This is a genomic window from Nocardia sp. GCM10030253 (assembly GCF_042675075.1).
GTDB lineage: Bacteria > Actinomycetota > Actinomycetes > Mycobacteriales > Mycobacteriaceae > Nocardia.
On the sequence record NZ_JBHTDL010000010.1, the window covers coordinates 252,853 to 270,546 of the forward strand.

A 17,694-nucleotide genomic window follows, 5' to 3' on the forward strand; every position below is an offset into this window, starting at 1 on the left:
GACAGCGAACCCGGGATGGGTTTCATTGCCTCACACGGGCACGGCGTCTTGGAAGGTCATGGCGAGTTGATCGACCACAGAGGTCATGAACGCGCGCTTGGGCAATCCCAGCGAGCTCAGTTCGGCAGCCCACGCATGGTCGCCGAGGGTCAGGTCGGCTCCGCCCGCACGGGCGCGCATACCGGAGGGTTCCATGTGCCACGGTGTGCAGCGCGTGACGCCGTCAATGTGCGAGTAGGCGTCGAACGACGACGAAGTGTTGCGCCGCGCAGGCAGTGCAACACCTGCGCGGACCGCCAGATCGACGACCAACTTGCGGTCTTGGTGCAGTACGCCGCGGCGCGAACCACCGTCGCGGTGCACGGTGAAGTCGGCGAGTTCCTTGGGGAATCCCCAGATGCCGCGACCGGCCGCGAGGGTGAATTCGCCGTCGACCGGGAGCCGGTGGATGAAGACTCCAGCACCGCCGGTCAGCAAGGCACGCAGGTCGCCGAACTTGGCGGTGGTCGTCGCGCGGTGGTGGCGGACCATGAAGGAGACACCGAATTCGTTGTACGGACCCAGGTCCCCGTCCAGGTAGTCGACGAAGACGAGCGTGCAGACGGCGCGGCCGCCGGGCAGGCGCAGGATGTCCAGGCCCGAATACTCGACGAGACGCTGTGCCGCCTCGGCGGGTACCAGGTAGGTCGCCATGAAGGTGCGCGCACGCCGGATTCGCACCGGCATGTGGATGTCTTTGCCGAGAATGGTGTGCGTGGTCATCGGCGCACCCGCCTGCGCGCGGCGGTGCGGGCTCCCCGGCGTGCGGCGACCGGCTGCTGATCACCGAATGATGCGGCGTCCACGAATCCTCCAAAACTAGAACTCGTGTCAGAATAGCGGCTTATTTCCGCCCACAACATGGCTTCCCGCTACAGGAACGCGTTTCAGAATAGGCTGTCTATTGATCCTGGCGGGCGACTCACGCACGTGGGTGAGCCTGGTCGTGCACCTTTTTCAGTCGCTCGATGGACACGTGTGTGTACAGCTGGGTCGTCGCCATGCTGGCGTGGCCGAGCAGTTCCTGCACCACCCGCAGGTCGGCGCCGCCCTCCAGCAGATGCGTAGCCGCCGAGTGCCGCAGCCCGTGCGGACCCATGTCCGGGGCCCCGGGTATCGCCGAAACCACCTCGTGCACAACAGCTCTGGCCTGGCGCTGATCGAGCCGCTTGCCACGGCGACCCAGCAGCAGCGCACGCCCGGAGTCCGGAGCGGCCAACACGGGTCGGCCGTGCTGCAGCCAATTACCGATGGCCTCGTCGGCAGGTACGCCGAACGGCACCGATCGCTCCTTGTTTCCCTTGCCGAGCACCCTGACCAGATGCCGCTCCCGATCGACGTCGTCGATATCGAGTCCGCATAGTTCGCTCACCCGAATCCCGGTCGAATACAACAGTTCCACGATCAACCGATCCCGTAAAGCCATCGGATCGCGTTGCACCGCACCGGATTCCGCCGCGTCCATAACCGCGACTGCCTGCTGTGCGCCGAGCACCGCAGGCAGTACCCGATGTGCCTTCGGTGACCCGAGCCGCAGCCCGGGATCGTTTACCAACCTGCCGGTGCTGGTCAGCCACGCCGTGAACGTCCGCGCCGACGACGCTCGCCGCGCCATCGTCGTGCGCGCAACACCAGCGCTCGCCTGTTGCGCAAGCCAGGACCGCAGCAGCGCCAGATCCAGTTCCCGAACAGCCGAATCCGCCGACCGCGCATACAGATGCGTCAGCAGCGATCGCGCATCGCCGAGATATGCGCGCACGGTATGCGCCGACCGGTTCCGCCCGAGCCGCAAGTGCCGCCCATACTCCCCCAGCAACGCCTCGAGATCCTCCGGCAACTCCTCCATACCCACTACCGTCACCGGCCGCGTGGCGATTAGCAAGCCAGCACGCCGACGCTCGGACGGGTGAACCCGCGTGGCGTTCTCGCAGCCCATGGCCCACCGCTGAGAAAGTTGTGTTTCGCGGCCGCCGGACCCCTCATGATTTTGTCGACTGTTCGATTCGGTACCAGCCGTTTTCATCCATGCCGGCCAGCCCGGACAGTTCCAGCGCGGGGAGGACGGCACGGACCATGGCCAGTGCCAGACCGGATTGCTCGGCAAGGTCTCGGGGCAGGCGGGAGCCAATTTTCGGCAAGGCGGCGAAGACCGCGGATTCGTCGCCGGACAGGTGGTCTCCCGGGTTGGATTTCTGATGGGTCGGTAGCGACAGGCGCAGCGGGCCGGCCTCGTCGATCACCTCCTCCGCGCAGGTGACGAGCAAGGCTTCTCCTTCTCGGATCATTCGATGGCAGCCGACCGAAGCAGCGGAGGTGACCGGGCCGGGGACAGCCAGTGCCGGGCGGCCGAGGCGCCGAGCCCATTTCGCGGTATTGCGGGAGCCGCTGCGCAGCCCCGCTTCCACCACAAGGACCCCGTCGGCCAAGGCGGCGATCAGACGATTGCGAGCCAAGAACTGGTGCTTGTGCGCGACCGTGCCGGGTGGGTATTCGCTGACGACCAGTCCGCGGTCGGCGATCTCCGCGAGGAGACGGGCGTGCTGAGCCGGGTAAGCCCGATCGACTCCACAGGCGAGCACCGCGATGGTCGGACCATCGACCGCCAGCGCTGCCCGATGCGCCATTCCATCGATCCCGAATGCCGCCCCCGAGACAATCGTCCACCCCTGGGCCGCAAGGTCGCCGACGATTTCCCCGGTAACGCGATCGCCATACCCGCTACTGCATCGAGCACCGACCACCGCCAGCGCCCGCTCGCTCGACTCCAACAGCGAGCGCCGACCACGCACCCACAACGCCAGCGGCACCGCACCATCCCGGTCACGCCCCGGCTCGAGCTGACTCAACCCCAACATCCGCCAGGCAGGCCACTCCGGATCATCAGGTGTCACCAATCGCCCTCCGATCCGCGCCATCACCTCGAGATCTCTCGCCGCACTGTCAATTCCGCGCCGCTGCTGGGTAGGACCACGCAATGATTCCGGCAGCACACACTCCCGCACGGCATGCGCGGCCTCCACCACCCCCACCGACTCGATCAGCGCCGACAGCGCCGCACACGGCCCTTGGACAACCCGAGACAGATAAGCCCACGCCAACCTCCGCTCCTCGACCTCACCCACACCAGCGCTCGCGCCCCCGCCCCACGCCACGCCCCCACCAACAACCACCTCGGACATCCCCGTGGCAGGCACCGCACTCCGCTCGGTAGCCTCGCCGACACCGCACGCCGAATACACAGCCCCATCGCCCATTACCGACGCATTGGAGGCAGGCCCTTCGTCTCGGTCACCGTGCGGGTCCGGCGGACTTATCACCGGTGCCTCGCTCACTGCGCGCCTCGCTGGCGGAAGTTCAACGCGGACATGACGTCCTGGGCGCTGGGCCGGTCGGCGCCGCGGAGGTCGCTGATGGTCCAGGCGACTCTGATGGCGCGGTCGGCGCCGCGGGCCGACAGGCGGCCCAGCCGCAGGGCGGCTTCGACCGGGGCGACTGACTCGCGTGGGAGTCGAAATTGTTGGCGCAATATGTGTCCGGGCACTTCGGCGTTGGTGACCCAGCCGTATTCGTGCCAGCGTTGCATTGCCAGCTTTCGGGCTGCGGCAACCCGATCACGCACTGTCGCACTGGTTTCGGCTGTCTCAGTGTCGAATCCTGCGCCGACATGGCCGTGCATCTGCACCCAAATATCTATGCGGTCCATCAATGGTCCGGAGAGTTTGCCGAGGTATCTGCGGCGCGCCAGCGGGGCACAGATGCAGTCGATGTCTCGGGCGGGAGCGCATGGGCATGGGTTCGCCGCGAGGATCAGCTGGAAGCGGGCCGGATAACGGGCCACGCCGTCGCGGCGTGCGATTCGTACTTCGCCTTCCTCCAATGGGGTTCGCATTGCTTCGAGAACCTTCGTTCCGATCTCGGCGCATTCGTCGAGGAACAGCACGCCGCGATGGGCCCGGCTCACCGCGCCGGGCCGGGCGGAGCCCGAGCCACCGCCGATCATCGCGGCCGCCGAAGTGGAGTGGTGCGGTGCTACGAACGGCGGCATCGTGATCAGCGGCTGATCGCCGGACAACGCGCCCGCCACCGAGTGGATTGCCGTCACCTCCAGCGCTTCGGCTTCCGACAGCGGCGGCAACAGGCTCGGAAGGCGTTGCGCCAGCATGGTTTTGCCGATGCCCGGCGGTCCGGTCAACAGCAGGTGATGGCCGCCTGCCGCAGCGACCTCCAATGCCCACCTGGCCTCTTCCTGGCCGACCACCTCGCTCAGGTCGCCGCCCGAACGAACGACGTCGGGCAGCACACCGTCCGGCTCGGCCAACACACCTTCACCGCGTAGCCACGCGACCAGAGTGCGCAGGCTCGCCGCCCCGTACACCGTTATTCCATCTACCAACCCTGCCTCTGCCATCGCGGATTCGGGCACGATCACCGTCTGCCAGCCCGCGTTGCGTGCGGTGATCACCGCGGGCAGGATGCCGCGTACCCGCCGAATCCGTCCGTCCAGCGCGAGCTCACCGAGCAGCACGGTCTTGGCGAGGCGCTCGGATGGGATCGCACCTGCCGCATCCAAAACCGCTGTGGCCAAGGCAATGTCGTATACGCTGCCGATCTTCGGCAGGGTCGCCGGCGACAAGGCCAGGATGACTCTGCCATCGGGCCACTTCTCCCCCGAGTTGGCCACCGCGGAGCGCACCCGGTCGCGGGATTCCTGTAATGCGGTGTCCGGCAACCCCACCAGGTGCACCGAGGGCAGCCCCTGCCCGATGTCCGCCTCGATCTCGACCAACAGTCCGTCCACCCCGGTGACGGCGACGGAATGAGCCCGTCCCAGCGCCATCAGAAGACGGCCTTCAGATGGTCGATGACAGGGCTGTTTCCGCGAGTCATCAAGACCGAGACGACATCGAACCGAATGTGCCGCCACGGACCGTCCTGTTCGGCCAGCCACATCAGGGCCAGCCGCTTGATCCGCTGTCTTTTTGCGAAGGTGACCGCTTCCGCTGGGGTGCCGAACTGCAGCCCCGATCGGGTTTTCACCTCCACGAAGGCGGTGATGCGGGTGTCCTGGGCGATCAGATCGAGTTCGCCGTACCTGCATCGCCAGTTCCTGCCGACGATTTCCATCCCGGCGGACTGCAGGAACCGTGCCGCCAACTCTTCCCCGTGCGCACCGAGCGCCTGTTTGTCTGTCACCGGGCCAGCGTGCGCCGCACCGCCCCCGGCTCAGCCGCGCCGACCTGCGCGGAAAGTACCCCTGTTGATAACGACTCAGCTGTGGACAACGCTGCCCGACCTCTGCTGGTCGAACCTGGATTGTCCGTGCACGGTGGTAGGGCGGGTGTCGCCCAACCGGCCTGGTCGGCGGCGAGCACACGTCGCTCGGACCCCCGAAATGACCCCGGCGATCGCCGACCGGCCTACTCAGGGAGGCGCAGGTCCGGCTTCTCCAGCTCTTCGATATTGACGTCCTTGAAGGTGATCACTCGGACGTGCTTCACGAAGCGGGCGGGACGGTACATGTCCCAGACCCACGCGTCGCTCATACGCACCTCGAAGTACACCTCGCCGTCGGCGTTCTGCGGCCGCAGCTCTACGGAATTGGCCAGGTAGAAGCGGCGCTCGGTCTCCACCACGTACGAGAACTGACCGACGATGTCCTTGTACTCGCGATATAGCGAGAGCTCCATCTCGGTTTCGTACTTCTCGAGGTCCTCGGCACTCATCGGGTGGGACGTCCTCCTTCTCGCCGCACTGCGTGTGCTGACATCATCGCGCATGGGCAGCGTCGGTAGCCACTCGGCTATCCCCACCCAAGGCCTGGGGATCTTCGGAAACCATGTCATCGGTGCCTGCCGCGAGCACCGCATCGGCGTAGGTGGACGCGCTGACGCCGGGCCGGAGGCCCGCGACCTCCCGTACGTTTCGCCACGACCGCCGGTGCTCGTTGCTCGGTCCGAGCCGCTCGAGTGCGGCCGTGTGTTCGGGCGTGTTGTATCCCTTGTGAGAGGCGAAGCCGTAGCCGGGGAACCGCGCGTCCAACTCGACCATCATCCGGTCCCTGGTGACCTTGGCCAGGATGCTCGCCGCCGCGATGCAGGCCGCCGCGGCGTCGCCACCGATGACCGGCAAAGACGGCACCGGAATGCCCGGCACCCGGAATCCGTCGGTGAGCACGTATCCGGGCGTCTGCCCGAGGCCCGCGACGGCCCGGCGCATGCCCTCGATATTGGCGACGTGGATGCCGATCGAGTCGATCTCCCAGGCCGGAATGACGACGACCTTCCAGGCCAGCGCCAGCCGGGTGATCACCGGATAAAGCTCTTCACGCACCGACTCGGTGAGCTTCTTGGAATCGTCGAGCCCGGCCAGCTTGTCGTAGGCCTTGGGCGCGAGCAGGCACGCTGCGACCACCAGCGGCCCCGCACACGGCCCGCGGCCCGCCTCGTCGACACCGGCGACCGGGCCTAGGCCGCTGCGGATCAGCGCCGCCTCCAGCGTGCGCAATCCGCCTGCCCGGCGCATCACGACACGCGGCGGCCAACCATTGCTCGGCGTCCCACCGTTAGCCTGTGCCACTCGACCTTGCCCCACCGTTCAATTATCCTGCGGCCGCGCCGATAACCTTGCGGCGGCCCGGTCAATTCGTCTGGGGATCCTCAGCGCGCACCGGACCGATCCGACCGGGCGGCCAGATCTTGAACACGGCCTTGCCTCGGATGTTGTCCACGGGGACGCTGCCCTGCAGTTCGTCGGAAACGTGGGCGCGCGAGTCCGCGGAGTGGTTGCGGTTGTCGCCCATCACCCACACGTTGCCGTCCGGCACCTTGATCGGGCCGAACACGCGGCCGGAGGGATAAGTCGCGTTCTTCTGGCCCGGCACCCAGGTGAAGTCGCTCTTGACGTACGGCTCGTCCAACGGCTTGCCGTCCACCAGGATGCGCCCCTGCTCGTCACAGCACTGCACGGTCTGACCGCCGACGGCGATCACCCGCTTCACCAGATCGTTCTCGTCCGGCGGCACCAGCCCGAAGAAGGAGAAGAAGTTCTGCACACCACGCACTACCGCGTTGCCAGACCGGATCGACTGGTAACGGGTGTTCCAGGACGGCGGACCGACGAACACCACGACATCACCCGGTGACGGCTCGCCCCAGTAGTAGCTCAGCTTCTCCACGTAGATGCGGTCGCCGGTGCAGCCAGCGCAGCCGTGCAGTGTGGGCTCCATCGATTCGGACGGAATCACATACGGACGTCCGATGAAACTGACCGTGAGGGCCGCGATGACCGCCGCGATCACGATGAGGATCGGCAGCTCCTGCCAGAAAGGGCGCTGCTTTTTCTTGGCTCGCCGCTTGCCGCGACCGCGACCCGATCCTTCGTCATCCGACTCGGACACCGTCATCGACCCACTTTCGTCTGCCACGCGGAACAGATTAGCCCGGCACCGCGACGAACCGCGTAGTGCCGGGCTAACCGAGTATTCAATTGGGTTCGCGGCTACCGGAAATCGCGAACCAGCCGTGCCGAAGGCCCGGCAAGATTCAGCGCTTTTCCTTGATCTTGGCGGCCTTGCCACGCAGATCGCGCAGGTAGTACAGCTTGGCGCGACGGACGTCACCGCGGGTCACGACCTCGATGTGGTCGATGTTCGGGGTGTGCACCGGGAAGGTGCGCTCCACGCCGACACCGAACGACACCTTGCGGACGGTGAAGGTCTCGCGGATGCCACCGCCCTGGCGCCGGATAACGACGCCCTTGAAGACCTGGATGCGCTCCTTCGAGCCTTCGATGACCTTCACGTGCACATTGAGGGTGTCACCCGGCCGAAAGTCGGGGACGTCGCTGCGCAGCGACTTCTCGTCTACGAAGTCAAGGGTGTTCATGTCCATCCTTCTGATGTTTGCGCGAACAGAGGACCCTGGCGGCACTGCACGTGCTCGACCGGTTCATGCTCCGAATAAGGGGGTGCGCCGGGTCGACAACCACCCAGGGCAACCTGAGCATTGTGCCAGATCAGCGGGTCGCGACGAAAATCGGCCCCTGTTGGCGACCGTTCCGAGCCTCGGCGACAGCGCGACAGCACCGCGGTATCCGAGGCAGCGCAGTCGAGTTTACCCGCGGGCGCAACGCTGCAATACCGCCGCCAACCTGTTGTTTTCCGGGGCGCTGAAGCCGAAGGCGGCGCGGCGGCGCGTGTAGCCGTAGGCCAGGCCGGTGTGCGGATCTGCGAACCCGTCGGCTCCCGCCGCGCCGGAATGGCCGAATGCCGTCGCACCGAGCACCGGATTGACCAGCCCCTTGGCCTCGAACCCGACCAGATATGGTGCGCGGTCCCCGCGCACCAGGTCGTGGCCGACCGTCTGCACGGTGGTGAACGCGGCGAGCGACTCGGGCGTCAGCAACGGCGCCCGACCGCCGATCTCGGAAATGGCGACCGCGTACATGCTCGCCAATCCGCACGCACTACCGACACCGCCCGCCGAGGCTTGGCCGAGCGCACGTACCTTCGCATCGTTCGGGAGCCCGAGCACATCGTCCGGGGTGAAGCCGGGCGCGTTCAGATTGTAGGAAATACCGGGAATGCTGTGCGAACCCGGCGAATTCGCCTCGAACGCCGACTGCATCTCCGGTGTCGCCAACCAGGGCAGTATCGGCAGGTACCGATCTGCCAGCACCGCGGGCAATCCCAGGTACAGGTCCAATCCGTAGGGCGTCCCGATGCGCTCGTCGAACAGCTCCTGGATCGAGCTGCCGATGACCCCGCGCACCACCTCACCGATGATCGCGAAGGTGACGAAGCCGCCATAGCCTTGCGCCGCACCCGGCCGGAAGAACGGCCGTTGCGCGGCTATGCGCTGCGCGATCAGTCGGTCGTCGGCGAGTTCGGCGACGGTGAATCCGCCGTCGACGCCGATCAGACCGGATTGGTTGGTGAGCACCTGCCGCAGGGTGATCGCGACCTTGCCCGCATCGGCGAATTCGGGCCAATACGCGGCAACGGTACGGTCGAGATCGAGCATTCCGTCCTGGACAAGCAAGGCGACGACCAACGTCGCGGCGCCTTTGGTTGCCGAGAGCAGGCCGGTCAACGTGTCGGCGGCGACCTGTGGACCGGACCACAGATCGACCACCTGCCTGCCGTGCACGAAAGCGGCGAGCTGAGCGCCGGATTCGCCGTTCTCCTCGGCCACCACCGCGGCGAATTCCTCGCGCACCCTGTCGAATCCCGCTGCGACAGTGCCGTGTACGTCGATATCGCTGTTCATGTCTGCTCCTGAGTCTATCGATGACGTCATGCGAAGGTCGGACGGCGAAGCAGTGCGCGCCGCTGTCGGGCCGCGGGCCGCAGTGCCCAGGACGCGAAGCTGAGACCTGCGAAACCGAGCGGACCGAGCCATGCCTTCGGCTCGTCGCCCACTGCGATGTGCGAGGCGGCCGCGCCGCCGTAGACGAAGGTCAGGCCCGCGTAGGCCCATTCCTCGGCGCGTGGGAAGCCGGGTGTCACGATCGCCGCGACGGCGGCGGCCTTGGCGACGCCGAGAATCGTCGCGAAGTACATCGGGTATTCGAGACGATCGAAAGCGTCACGGACATAGGAGATTCGGGCCAGATCCCAATACGAGCCGACCACGGATTCGGTCAGCAAGATCCCAGTTGCGCCCAGGTAGGCGACGCGCAACGCGCGAGACTTGTTTCGGGTGTTCATGATTCGCTCCTTCTCCGAATTGCGGTGGCGAGCGCCGCCGCCGTACTGCCTCCCTGACGGACGGCGGCGGGAGAAGGTAACAACGGCATGGTGATCCACGCCACACCGATGGCTGGGCTGTCACACCTGCGGCGTTCGATTCGTCGTCTATGCAGGCGACGTCGAGGAGATTCCTGTGAACGAACACGTACTTCTGGCCGACCGATTCGAGGCGCACCGCGCGCATCTGACGGCGGTGGCCTATCGGATGCTCGGTTCGCTGGCCGAGGCCGAGGACGCGGTGCAGGAGGCCTGGCTGCGGCTGGACCGCGTCGATCCCGCCGATATCGACAATCTCGGCGGCTGGCTCACCACGGCGGTCAGCCGGGTGTGCCTGGACATGTTGCGGGCGCGCAAGTCGCGCCGCGAGGACGCCTTCGAGGCCCACCTGCCCGATCCCGTCGTCGCACCGGACGACGGCACCCAGCCCGAACGGCAAGCGGTGCTGGCGGATTCGGTAGGCATGGCGCTGCTGGTTGTACTGGACTCGCTGAATCCGGCCGAGCGCGTGACGTTCGTCCTGCACGATATGTTCGCGCTGCCGTTCGACCAGATCGCGCCGGTCGTCGGCAAATCCGCCGCCGCGGCCAAGATGATCGCCAGCCGCGCGCGCCGACGTGTACAGGGCCGGACGCCACAGCCCGACCGCGACCTACCCCGCCAGCGCCGACTGGTCGACGCATTCCTGACCGCCGCCCGCGGCGGTGAATTCGAGTCACTGCTGGCGATACTCGACCCCGACGTCGTATTGCGCGCCGACGCGGGAGCTCTGCTGCCCGGCGGCATGCGGATGCTACGCGGTGCGGCCGCGGTGGCCGGTCAGCTCGACGTCTTCCAGCGTGCCGCCAATGCCTTTGCCTCGCACCCGGTTCTGGTCAACGGATTCGCGGGCCTGCTCAATACCGATGGGGAAAAGACGATCTCGTTGATCGCGTTCACCACCAGCGACGGCAAGATCACCGCGATCGACCTGCTCTCCGACCCGACCCGCCTCCCCCACCTCGACGCCGTCGCCGTCGGCAACCACTAGGTCCGTCGGCGAGCGGCACCTGACCGCGGCAAAGCGCGAGAGCGACTCTCCGTGGTGTGCCACTCGCCGGAGTAGCACACCCGGGTCAGGGCTGGGTTTCGTGCTCCGATGACCACGGAAGATGGTGGCGGTGGGGGTGGTGTGGGGCCGGCGGGGCGGGTACGACCGTCCTGGTCAGCTCCGCCTCGGCTGCCGTGCGGACGTGCTCGACATCGGGTTTGCCCGCTATCAGATCCTGCACGAAGATTTTGGCCCTGATCATCGGCCGTCGGTAGCGCCGCTCGCGCACGATCGATCGGTACATCATTCGCCGCCGGTCGCCGTAGCGCCAGCGCGCCCACGGTGCACCCGGCCTGCTCAGACGGAACGCGCCGACGAAAAGCAGTGGCAGGAAGAACATGCCGAACAGGCCGGTCCAGATCTTGCCCTTGGCGATGACGATGGCCGCGAGCGCCAGGTTCACCACCGAGAACGCGACGACGAAGATGCGCATCTCGATGCTGGGATCGCGGCGAAAGTCGTTGATATCCAACAACCACAGCGGGTGGAAGCCGAGCAGTAGCAGCCCGGTCACCGCCAGCGCGACGAATACCGCGTCCACCGAGGTACGGCCCTGTTCCTCCCAGTACACGTCGCGCAGATAGAAGATCAGCGCGAATTCGTCGAGGGTCAGGGCCGCCCCGACACCGAAGGCGGCCGCGAGCAGGCTCGCGGTCAGGGTGTCGGCGCTCTGGTACAAGGTGACCATCCCGATGCCCGACAGCAGCACCAGGATGACCCCGAACACCATGTGGTGGATATGCACCCCGCCGGAGCGTAGATTGCCCGGCCACCAGCGCACCTGTTTACGGATCAGCCGGACGCTGAGCCTGATCAACAGGAAACCGACGATGAACCCGAGCAAAAAGCACAGCAGCGGGAGCCGGCCCTGCGCGATCACATCGTCCTCGAGCCACCGTCGCATGGCCGCCTACATACCTCCGCCTCGTCCTACTGTCCGAAACCGGCCCGCCGCAGGGCATCGGCCATCGAGCCGGTCGGCGCGGGCGCGTTGCGGCGCTGGTTGCCACCCTGACCCTGACCACGGCCCTGTCCTTGCGGCTTGCCCTGTCCCTGCGGCTTGCCCTGTCCATTCTGCCGCTGCCCGCCACCGGCGGGCCCGCCCCGGCCCTTGTCGCTCGGGCCACGCTCGCCCTGGCCACGGCCGCGACCGTCGCCACGCTCGCCCTTCGCCGCGGTGCCCGGTTCGTCGTCCAGGCGCAACGACAGCCCGATGCGCTGGCGCGCCACATCGACTTCCAGCACCTTCACCTTGACCACGTCGCCGGACTTGACCACCTCGCGCGGGTCCTTGACGAAGTTGTGCGACATCGCCGACACGTGCACCAAGCCGTCCTGGTGCACGCCCACATCGACGAACGCGCCGAAGGCGGCCACATTGGTGACCACACCCTCCAGCACCATGCCCGGCTTCAGATCGCCGACTTTCTCCACGCCCGCCGCGAATTCGGCGGTCTTGAACTCGGGGCGCGGGTCTCGGCCCGGCTTCTCGAGCTCGGTGATGATGTCGGTGACGGTGGGCACACCGAACTTCTCGTCGGTGAACTCGGCGGGCCGCAGCGCGCGCAGCGTTCCGGTGTTGCCGATCAGTTCGGTGACGCCCTGACCGGTCGATTCCAGGATGCGGCGCACCACCGGGTACGCCTCAGGGTGCACCGCGGAAGTGTCCAGCGGGTCGTCGCCACCGCGGATGCGCAGGAAGCCCGCGCACTGTTCGAAGGCCTTCGGTCCCAGCCGCGGCACGTCGAGCAGTGCGGTGCGGCTGCGGAACGGGCCGTTCTGATCCCGATGCGCCACGATGCTTTCCGCGACCGATCCGGCAATACCGGACACCCGTGACAGCAGCGGCACCGACGCGGTGTTGACGTCGACGCCGACCGCGTTCACCGCGTCCTCGACCACCGCGCCGAGCGAGCGGGCCAACAGGGTCTCGGACACATCGTGCTGGTACTGGCCGACGCCGATGGACTTCGGGTCGATCTTCACCAGTTCGGCGAGCGGGTCTTGCAGGCGGCGGGCGATCGACACCGCACCGCGCAGCGACACGTCCATGTCCGGCAGTTCCTGCGTCGCGTAGGCCGACGCGGAGTACACCGACGCCCCCGCCTCGGATACCACGATCTTGGTCGGCTTGTGCTCCGGAATGCGCGAAATCAGTTCGACGGCAAGCGCATCCGTCTCGCGGGAGGCGGTGCCGTTGCCGATCGCGATGAGCTCGACGCCGAACCGGGCGACCAGCGCGCCGAGTACGGCAAGCGACTTCTCGGTCTGGCCGTGCGGCTTGTGCGGGTAGATGACCTCGGTGGCGACGGCCTTGCCGGTGGCGTCCACGACGGCGACCTTCACGCCGGTGCGGTAGCCCGGGTCGAGACCCATGGTGGTCCTGGTGCCCGCGGGCGCGGCGAGCAGCAGGTCGCGCAGGTTGGCGGCGAACACGTCGACGGCGTCCTTTTCGGCCGCCTGCCGCAACCGCATCCGGGTGTCGATGCCAAGGCTCACTTGCAGTTTGGTCCGCCACGCCCAGCGCACGGTGTCCAGCAGCCAGCTGTCGGCAGCGCGGCCACGCTCGGCGATATCGAACTTCCGCGCGATTCTGCCCTCGAAGACACTGCGCTCGCCCGGTTGGAGTTCCTCGGTGTCCGGCTCCAGCTGTAGCGAAAGAACGTCCTCCTTCTCCCCGCGCAGCAGCGCGAGAATCCGGTGCGACGGCAGCTTGGTGAACGGCTCGCTGAACTCGAAGTAGTCGGCGAACTTGGCGCCGGCCTCCTCCTTGCCCGCCCGCACCGCCGAGGTGACCTGGCCGCGATTCCACATCAGCTCGCGCAACTCACCGACCAGGTCGGCATCCTCGGCGAACCGTTCGACAAGAATGGCGCGGGCACCGTCGAGCTGCTCCGCGGTGTACTGGGCTGGGTCGGTGGTGGGATCGGTGATCAGCGCGTCGGCGACCGGCTCGTGGCCCGCCTCGCGCGCGATCTGCGCCTTGGTGCGCCGCTTCGGCTTGAACGGCAGGTAGATGTCCTCGAGCCGAGCCTTGGTCTCGGCGAGCATGATCTGCTGATGGAGCGCGGGCTCGAGCTTGTCCTGGCTGCGGATGGACTCGACGATCGCGGCCCGGCGCTCGTCGAGTTCACGCAGGTAGTGCAGGCGCTCGTCGAGCTGGCGCAGCTGCGCGTCGTCGAGACCGCCGGTCACCTCCTTGCGGTAACGCGCGATGAAGGGCACGGTCGAGCCGGCGTCGATCAGCTCGACGGCCGCGCGGACCTGACTCTCGCGCACCTCCAGCTCGTCGGCGATGCGACGGTTGACGCTGGCTTGGCTCGCAATGTCGAAACTGGGACTGGACTCTGCACTGGCGGTCTCGGGCGCTGTCGTCACGTCCGCAGACACTACCGTCGTCCGCTGACAACGAGCTCGCACCCAGGTGAACCGCCGTGTATGCGGCGTCTGACAGGCCGGTTCGGCACTACCGCGATCACCGCAGCATGGCCTTCGCCAGCTCCCGCATCTCGGCTTTGCGCACCTTGCCGGTGACGGTCATCGGGAACTCGTCGACGACGTGCACGTACCGCGGAATCTTGAAGTGCGCCAACCTGCCTGTACAGAAGGCACGCACGGCGTCGGCGTCCAACGGCGTCGCCCCTTCGCGCATCCGGATCCAGACCATCAGCTCCTCACCGTATTTCGGGTCGGGGACGCCGATCACCTGGGCGTCGAGAATGTCGGGATGGCCGTAGAGGAATTCCTCGATCTCCCGGGGATAGATGTTCTCGCCGCCGCGGATCACCATGTCCTTGATCCGGCCGGTGATGGCCAGATAGCCGTCGGCGTCCATCACCCCGATGTCGCCGGTGTGCATCCAGCGGGCGGCGTCGATCACCTCGGCGGTCTTCTCCGCCTGCTCCCAGTAGCCGAGCATCACCGAGTAGCCGCGGGTGCACAGCTCACCCGGTTCGCCGCGCGGCACCGTCGAACCGGTTGCCGGGTCGACGATTTTGACCTCCAGATGTGGCCCGACCCGGCCGACCGTCGCGGTCCGCCGCTCGATGCTGTCGTCGCGACGGGTCTGCGTGGACACCGGAGAGGTTTCGGTCATCCCGTAGCAGATGCAGACTTCACGCATGCCCATGCGGTCGATTACCCGCTTCATCACCTCGACCGGGCACGGCGACCCGGCCATGATGCCGGTGCGCAGGCTCGACAAGTCGGCTGCGTCGTCGGGAGCACTGTCCAGCGCGGTGAGCATGTCGATGAACATTGTCGGCACGCCGTACAGGGAGGTGCACCGCTCCTCGGCCACGGCCGCCAAGGTCGCGATCGGGTCGAACGATGGTGCTGGAATCACTACTGCCGCACCATGACTCGTGCTGGCCAGGTTACCCATGACCATGCCGAAACAGTGGTAGAAGGGGACCGGGACACAGATCCGGTCCTGTTCGGTGTAGCCGCAGAGCTCGCCGACGGCGTAGCCGTTGTTCAGGATGTTGTGATGACTGAGGGTGGCGCCCTTCGGGAAACCCGTTGTGCCGGAGGTGTACTGGATATTGATCGGGTCGTCCGTGGACAGTGTCGCCGCGACCCGCGCCAGTTCGTCGACGTCGATATCCCCTTGCGCCAACGCATCCCATTCCGGCGTGCCGAGCACCAGCACCTGTTCCAACCCCGCACACTCGGGGCGGACCTGCTCCATCATGGCAACGTAGTCCGACGATTTGAAGGCCTGCGCCGCGATCAGCATCCGCACCCCGGCTTGGCGCAGCACATACTCCAGTTCGCTGGTGCGGTAGGCCGGATTGATGTTCACCAGTATCGCGCCGAGCTTCGCCGTCGCGTACTGCACCATGAACCACTCCGGGCAGTTCGGCGCCCAGATCCCGACGCGATCGCCCTTGCCGACGCCACGCGCAGCCAGGCCGGTGGCCAGCGTATCGATCGCGTCGGCGAGTAGTCGGTAGGTCCAGCGCCGACCGGATAGGCAGTCCACCAACGCTTCCCGGTCGGGATGGGCGGCCACCGTCCGATCGAAGTCGGCGCCGATGGTGTCGCCGAGCAATGGTGTGTCCGAGATGCCGGACGCGTAGCTGGGCAGCGCTGCCGGTGCCATCACTTGCTCCCCCGCTGCCGCAGCACGAACCGCTGTACCTTGCCGCTCGGCGTCTTGGGCAACGCGTCCACGAAATGCACCTGGCGCGGATACGCGTGCGCGGCGAACTTCTCCTTGACCAGCGTCTGCAGCTCGGCGGCGAGCTGCGGGTCGCCCTCGGAACCGTTGCGCAGCACCACGAATGCCTCGAGCACCTCCCCGCGCAGCTCGTCCGGCATGCCGACGACCGCGGCCTCCGCGACCTGCTCGTGCAGCACCAGCACGCTCTCCACCTCGAACGGGCCGATGCGGTAGCCCGCCATGATGATCACGTCGTCGTCACGGGAGGAGAAGCGGAAGAACCCGTCGGCATCCCTCGATCCGGCATCGCCGGTGAGATACCAGCGCCCGTCCGCGGTGTAGCGCTGCGCAGTGCGTTCGGGGGCGTCGAGATAGCCGAGGAACCACAGCAGCGGGCTGTGTCGGGTGTCGATGGCGACCCGGCCCACCTCACCGGCGGGCGCCTCGACGTCCGCGTCGTCGGCGAGTACCGCGCACGACCAGCCGGGCAGCTGCTTGCCCATCGAGCCGAGCGGTGCGACGACATTCAGCTCGTCGTGCCAGGCATTGCAGATGACCATGCCGTGCTCGGTCTGCCCGTAGTGATCGCGCACAGCCACCCCGAGGTGCTGCGTGGACCAGGCGACGACCTCGGGGGTGAGCGGCTCACCCGCCGACGATGCTCGGCGCAGCGAAACTCCCGCGGGCACCGGAGTGTCGGCGGCCCGCAACGCCCGGTACACCGTCGGCGCCGCGGCGAAGTTGGTGACGCCGAAGCGCGCGAGCACCTGCCAGGTGAGCGCGGGTGAGAAGCCCGCGTGCAGCAGCAGACTGCGCCTTCCCGCGGCCAGCGGACCGAGGATCGCGTAGTAGAGCCCGTAGGCCCAGCCCGGATCCGCGGCGTTCCAGAACACGTCCTCCGCACGGACATCCAGCGCGAACTCCTGGTACGCGTGGAAGGACGCGAGCGCGCGGACCGGGATGGGCACCCCCTTCGGCGTGCCGGTGGTGCCACTGGTGAACAACTGCACCAGCAGTCCGTCGCCGCCGACGGTGACCGCCGCCGCGCGTGGGTCGTCGGCGGAGTGCGCGGCGAGCAGATCGGCGAACCGAAGCCGCGCCGTCGCATCGTCACCGGCAACAACGACCCGCCACGGCGCATCCGCCGGAATGTCCGCACCCGGCGCCAACTTTCCCGCTTGATCGGCGTCAGCGATGACGAGAACAGCGCCGCTGGCGGTCAAGCGGAACGCAATCGCGGGTGGCGCGAACGCGGTGAACAGCGGGACGTGGACCGCGCCGCGCCGCCAGATACCGAGCAGTGCCACCACCAGATCGACCGACTTGGCCATCAGTGTCGCGACCCGATCCCCCGGTCCGACACCCTGCTCCGCCAGCGCCGCGGCGAACCGCGCCGATCGCTCGCGGAGCTCACCGTAGGTGAGGTCGATCGAGCCCAGGTCGGCATCGACGACGGTGAATGCGACCCTGGCCTCCGAATGCCGGTCGCACAACAGCTCCGCCGCACACGCGTCGGGTCCGTCATAACGCTCCAGCAGCTCGCGCACCCGCGCATTCAGGTCCGTGCTCATGTCGCCTCTCCTCATCCGTGATCCACCTCACCCCTCGTCGAATAGGATGTGGCTCACATCATGCTCGCAACTACCCCCGAAAAGG

The 17,694-nt window shown here is 67.1% G+C and carries 16 protein-coding genes; 1 reads left to right on the forward strand and 15 read right to left on the reverse strand.

From position 1 onward, the window contains the following. Positions 1 to 30: 30 nt before the first annotated feature. From ACFQZZ_RS23865 to ACFQZZ_RS23915, 11 genes are all read right to left on the reverse strand, one after another. The gene (locus ACFQZZ_RS23865; protein ID WP_378684774.1) at positions 31 to 762 is read right to left on the reverse strand and encodes an acetoacetate decarboxylase family protein; all 732 of its coding nucleotides are present in this window, start codon (positions 760 to 762) and stop codon (positions 31 to 33) included. 199 nt (positions 763 to 961) lie between these two features. Then, positions 962 to 1,885: a tyrosine recombinase XerC gene (locus tag ACFQZZ_RS23870; RefSeq protein ID WP_378684777.1), complete on the reverse strand. Its 924-nt coding sequence runs from the start codon at positions 1,883 to 1,885 to the stop codon at positions 962 to 964. A gap of 133 nt (positions 1,886 to 2,018) precedes the next feature. Then, a complete protein-coding gene (gene dprA / locus ACFQZZ_RS23875; RefSeq protein WP_378685112.1) occupies positions 2,019 to 3,137 on the reverse strand; it encodes a DNA-processing protein DprA in 1,119 nt (372 codons plus the stop codon). Between the two features lie 230 nt (positions 3,138 to 3,367). Beyond that, positions 3,368 to 4,876 (reverse strand): YifB family Mg chelatase-like AAA ATPase, encoded by a 1,509-nt coding sequence (locus ACFQZZ_RS23880; protein WP_378684780.1) that lies wholly within the window; start codon positions 4,874 to 4,876, stop codon positions 3,368 to 3,370. After that, complete coding sequence (locus tag ACFQZZ_RS23885; protein ID WP_378684783.1) at positions 4,876 to 5,232, reverse strand: YraN family protein; 357 nt, start codon at positions 5,230 to 5,232, stop codon at positions 4,876 to 4,878. Before ACFQZZ_RS23885 ends, ACFQZZ_RS23880 begins: the two co-directional genes overlap by 1 nt. 224 nt (positions 5,233 to 5,456) lie before the next feature. Beyond that, positions 5,457 to 5,762, reverse strand: coding sequence for a DUF2469 domain-containing protein (locus tag ACFQZZ_RS23890; RefSeq protein ID WP_011210678.1), 306 nt, complete (start codon positions 5,760 to 5,762; stop codon positions 5,457 to 5,459). Between the two features lie 43 nt (positions 5,763 to 5,805). Further along, positions 5,806 to 6,615 (reverse strand): ribonuclease HII, encoded by an 810-nt coding sequence (locus tag ACFQZZ_RS23895; protein WP_378684786.1) that lies wholly within the window; start codon positions 6,613 to 6,615, stop codon positions 5,806 to 5,808. 61 nt (positions 6,616 to 6,676) lie between these two features. Further along, positions 6,677 to 7,441: a signal peptidase I gene (gene lepB / locus ACFQZZ_RS23900; protein ID WP_378685115.1), complete on the reverse strand. Its 765-nt coding sequence runs from the start codon at positions 7,439 to 7,441 to the stop codon at positions 6,677 to 6,679. 139 nt (positions 7,442 to 7,580) lie between these two features. After that, positions 7,581 to 7,922: a 50S ribosomal protein L19 gene (rplS, locus tag ACFQZZ_RS23905; protein ID WP_029893064.1), complete on the reverse strand. Its 342-nt coding sequence runs from the start codon at positions 7,920 to 7,922 to the stop codon at positions 7,581 to 7,583. 228 nt (positions 7,923 to 8,150) lie between these two features. Continuing rightward, positions 8,151 to 9,305, reverse strand: coding sequence for a serine hydrolase domain-containing protein (locus tag ACFQZZ_RS23910; protein WP_378684789.1), 1,155 nt, complete (start codon positions 9,303 to 9,305; stop codon positions 8,151 to 8,153). A 26-nt stretch (positions 9,306 to 9,331) separates the two neighbouring features. After that, the gene (locus tag ACFQZZ_RS23915; protein ID WP_378684792.1) at positions 9,332 to 9,745 is read right to left on the reverse strand and encodes a DoxX family protein; all 414 of its coding nucleotides are present in this window, start codon (positions 9,743 to 9,745) and stop codon (positions 9,332 to 9,334) included. A 175-nt stretch (positions 9,746 to 9,920) separates the two neighbouring features. Here ACFQZZ_RS23915 and ACFQZZ_RS23920 point away from each other — a divergent pair, with 175 nt between their 5' ends. Next, positions 9,921 to 10,814: a sigma-70 family RNA polymerase sigma factor gene (locus ACFQZZ_RS23920; RefSeq protein WP_378684795.1), complete on the forward strand. Its 894-nt coding sequence runs from the start codon at positions 9,921 to 9,923 to the stop codon at positions 10,812 to 10,814. An 85-nt stretch (positions 10,815 to 10,899) separates the two neighbouring features. Here ACFQZZ_RS23920 and ACFQZZ_RS23925 read toward each other — a convergent pair whose 3' ends face one another. The 4 genes from ACFQZZ_RS23925 to ACFQZZ_RS23940 all read right to left on the reverse strand — a co-directional run bounded on the left by ACFQZZ_RS23925 (position 10,900) and on the right by ACFQZZ_RS23940 (position 17,609). Continuing rightward, positions 10,900 to 11,778, reverse strand: a complete 879-nt coding sequence (locus tag ACFQZZ_RS23925) for a hypothetical protein (RefSeq protein WP_378684798.1) — start codon at positions 11,776 to 11,778, stop codon at positions 10,900 to 10,902. Positions 11,779 to 11,804: 26 nt separating this feature from the next. Further along, entirely contained in the window at positions 11,805 to 14,201 is a 2,397-nt protein-coding gene (locus ACFQZZ_RS23930) for a Tex family protein (RefSeq protein ID WP_378685118.1), read from the reverse strand. Between the two features lie 148 nt (positions 14,202 to 14,349). Continuing rightward, positions 14,350 to 15,978: an AMP-binding protein gene (locus ACFQZZ_RS23935; RefSeq protein WP_378684801.1), complete on the reverse strand. Its 1,629-nt coding sequence runs from the start codon at positions 15,976 to 15,978 to the stop codon at positions 14,350 to 14,352. Continuing rightward, on the reverse strand, positions 15,978 to 17,609 hold the full coding sequence (locus tag ACFQZZ_RS23940; protein ID WP_378684804.1) for an AMP-binding protein: 1,632 nt from the start codon (positions 17,607 to 17,609) through the stop codon (positions 15,978 to 15,980). Before ACFQZZ_RS23940 ends, ACFQZZ_RS23935 begins: the two co-directional genes overlap by 1 nt. Positions 17,610 to 17,694 lie beyond the last annotated feature (85 nt).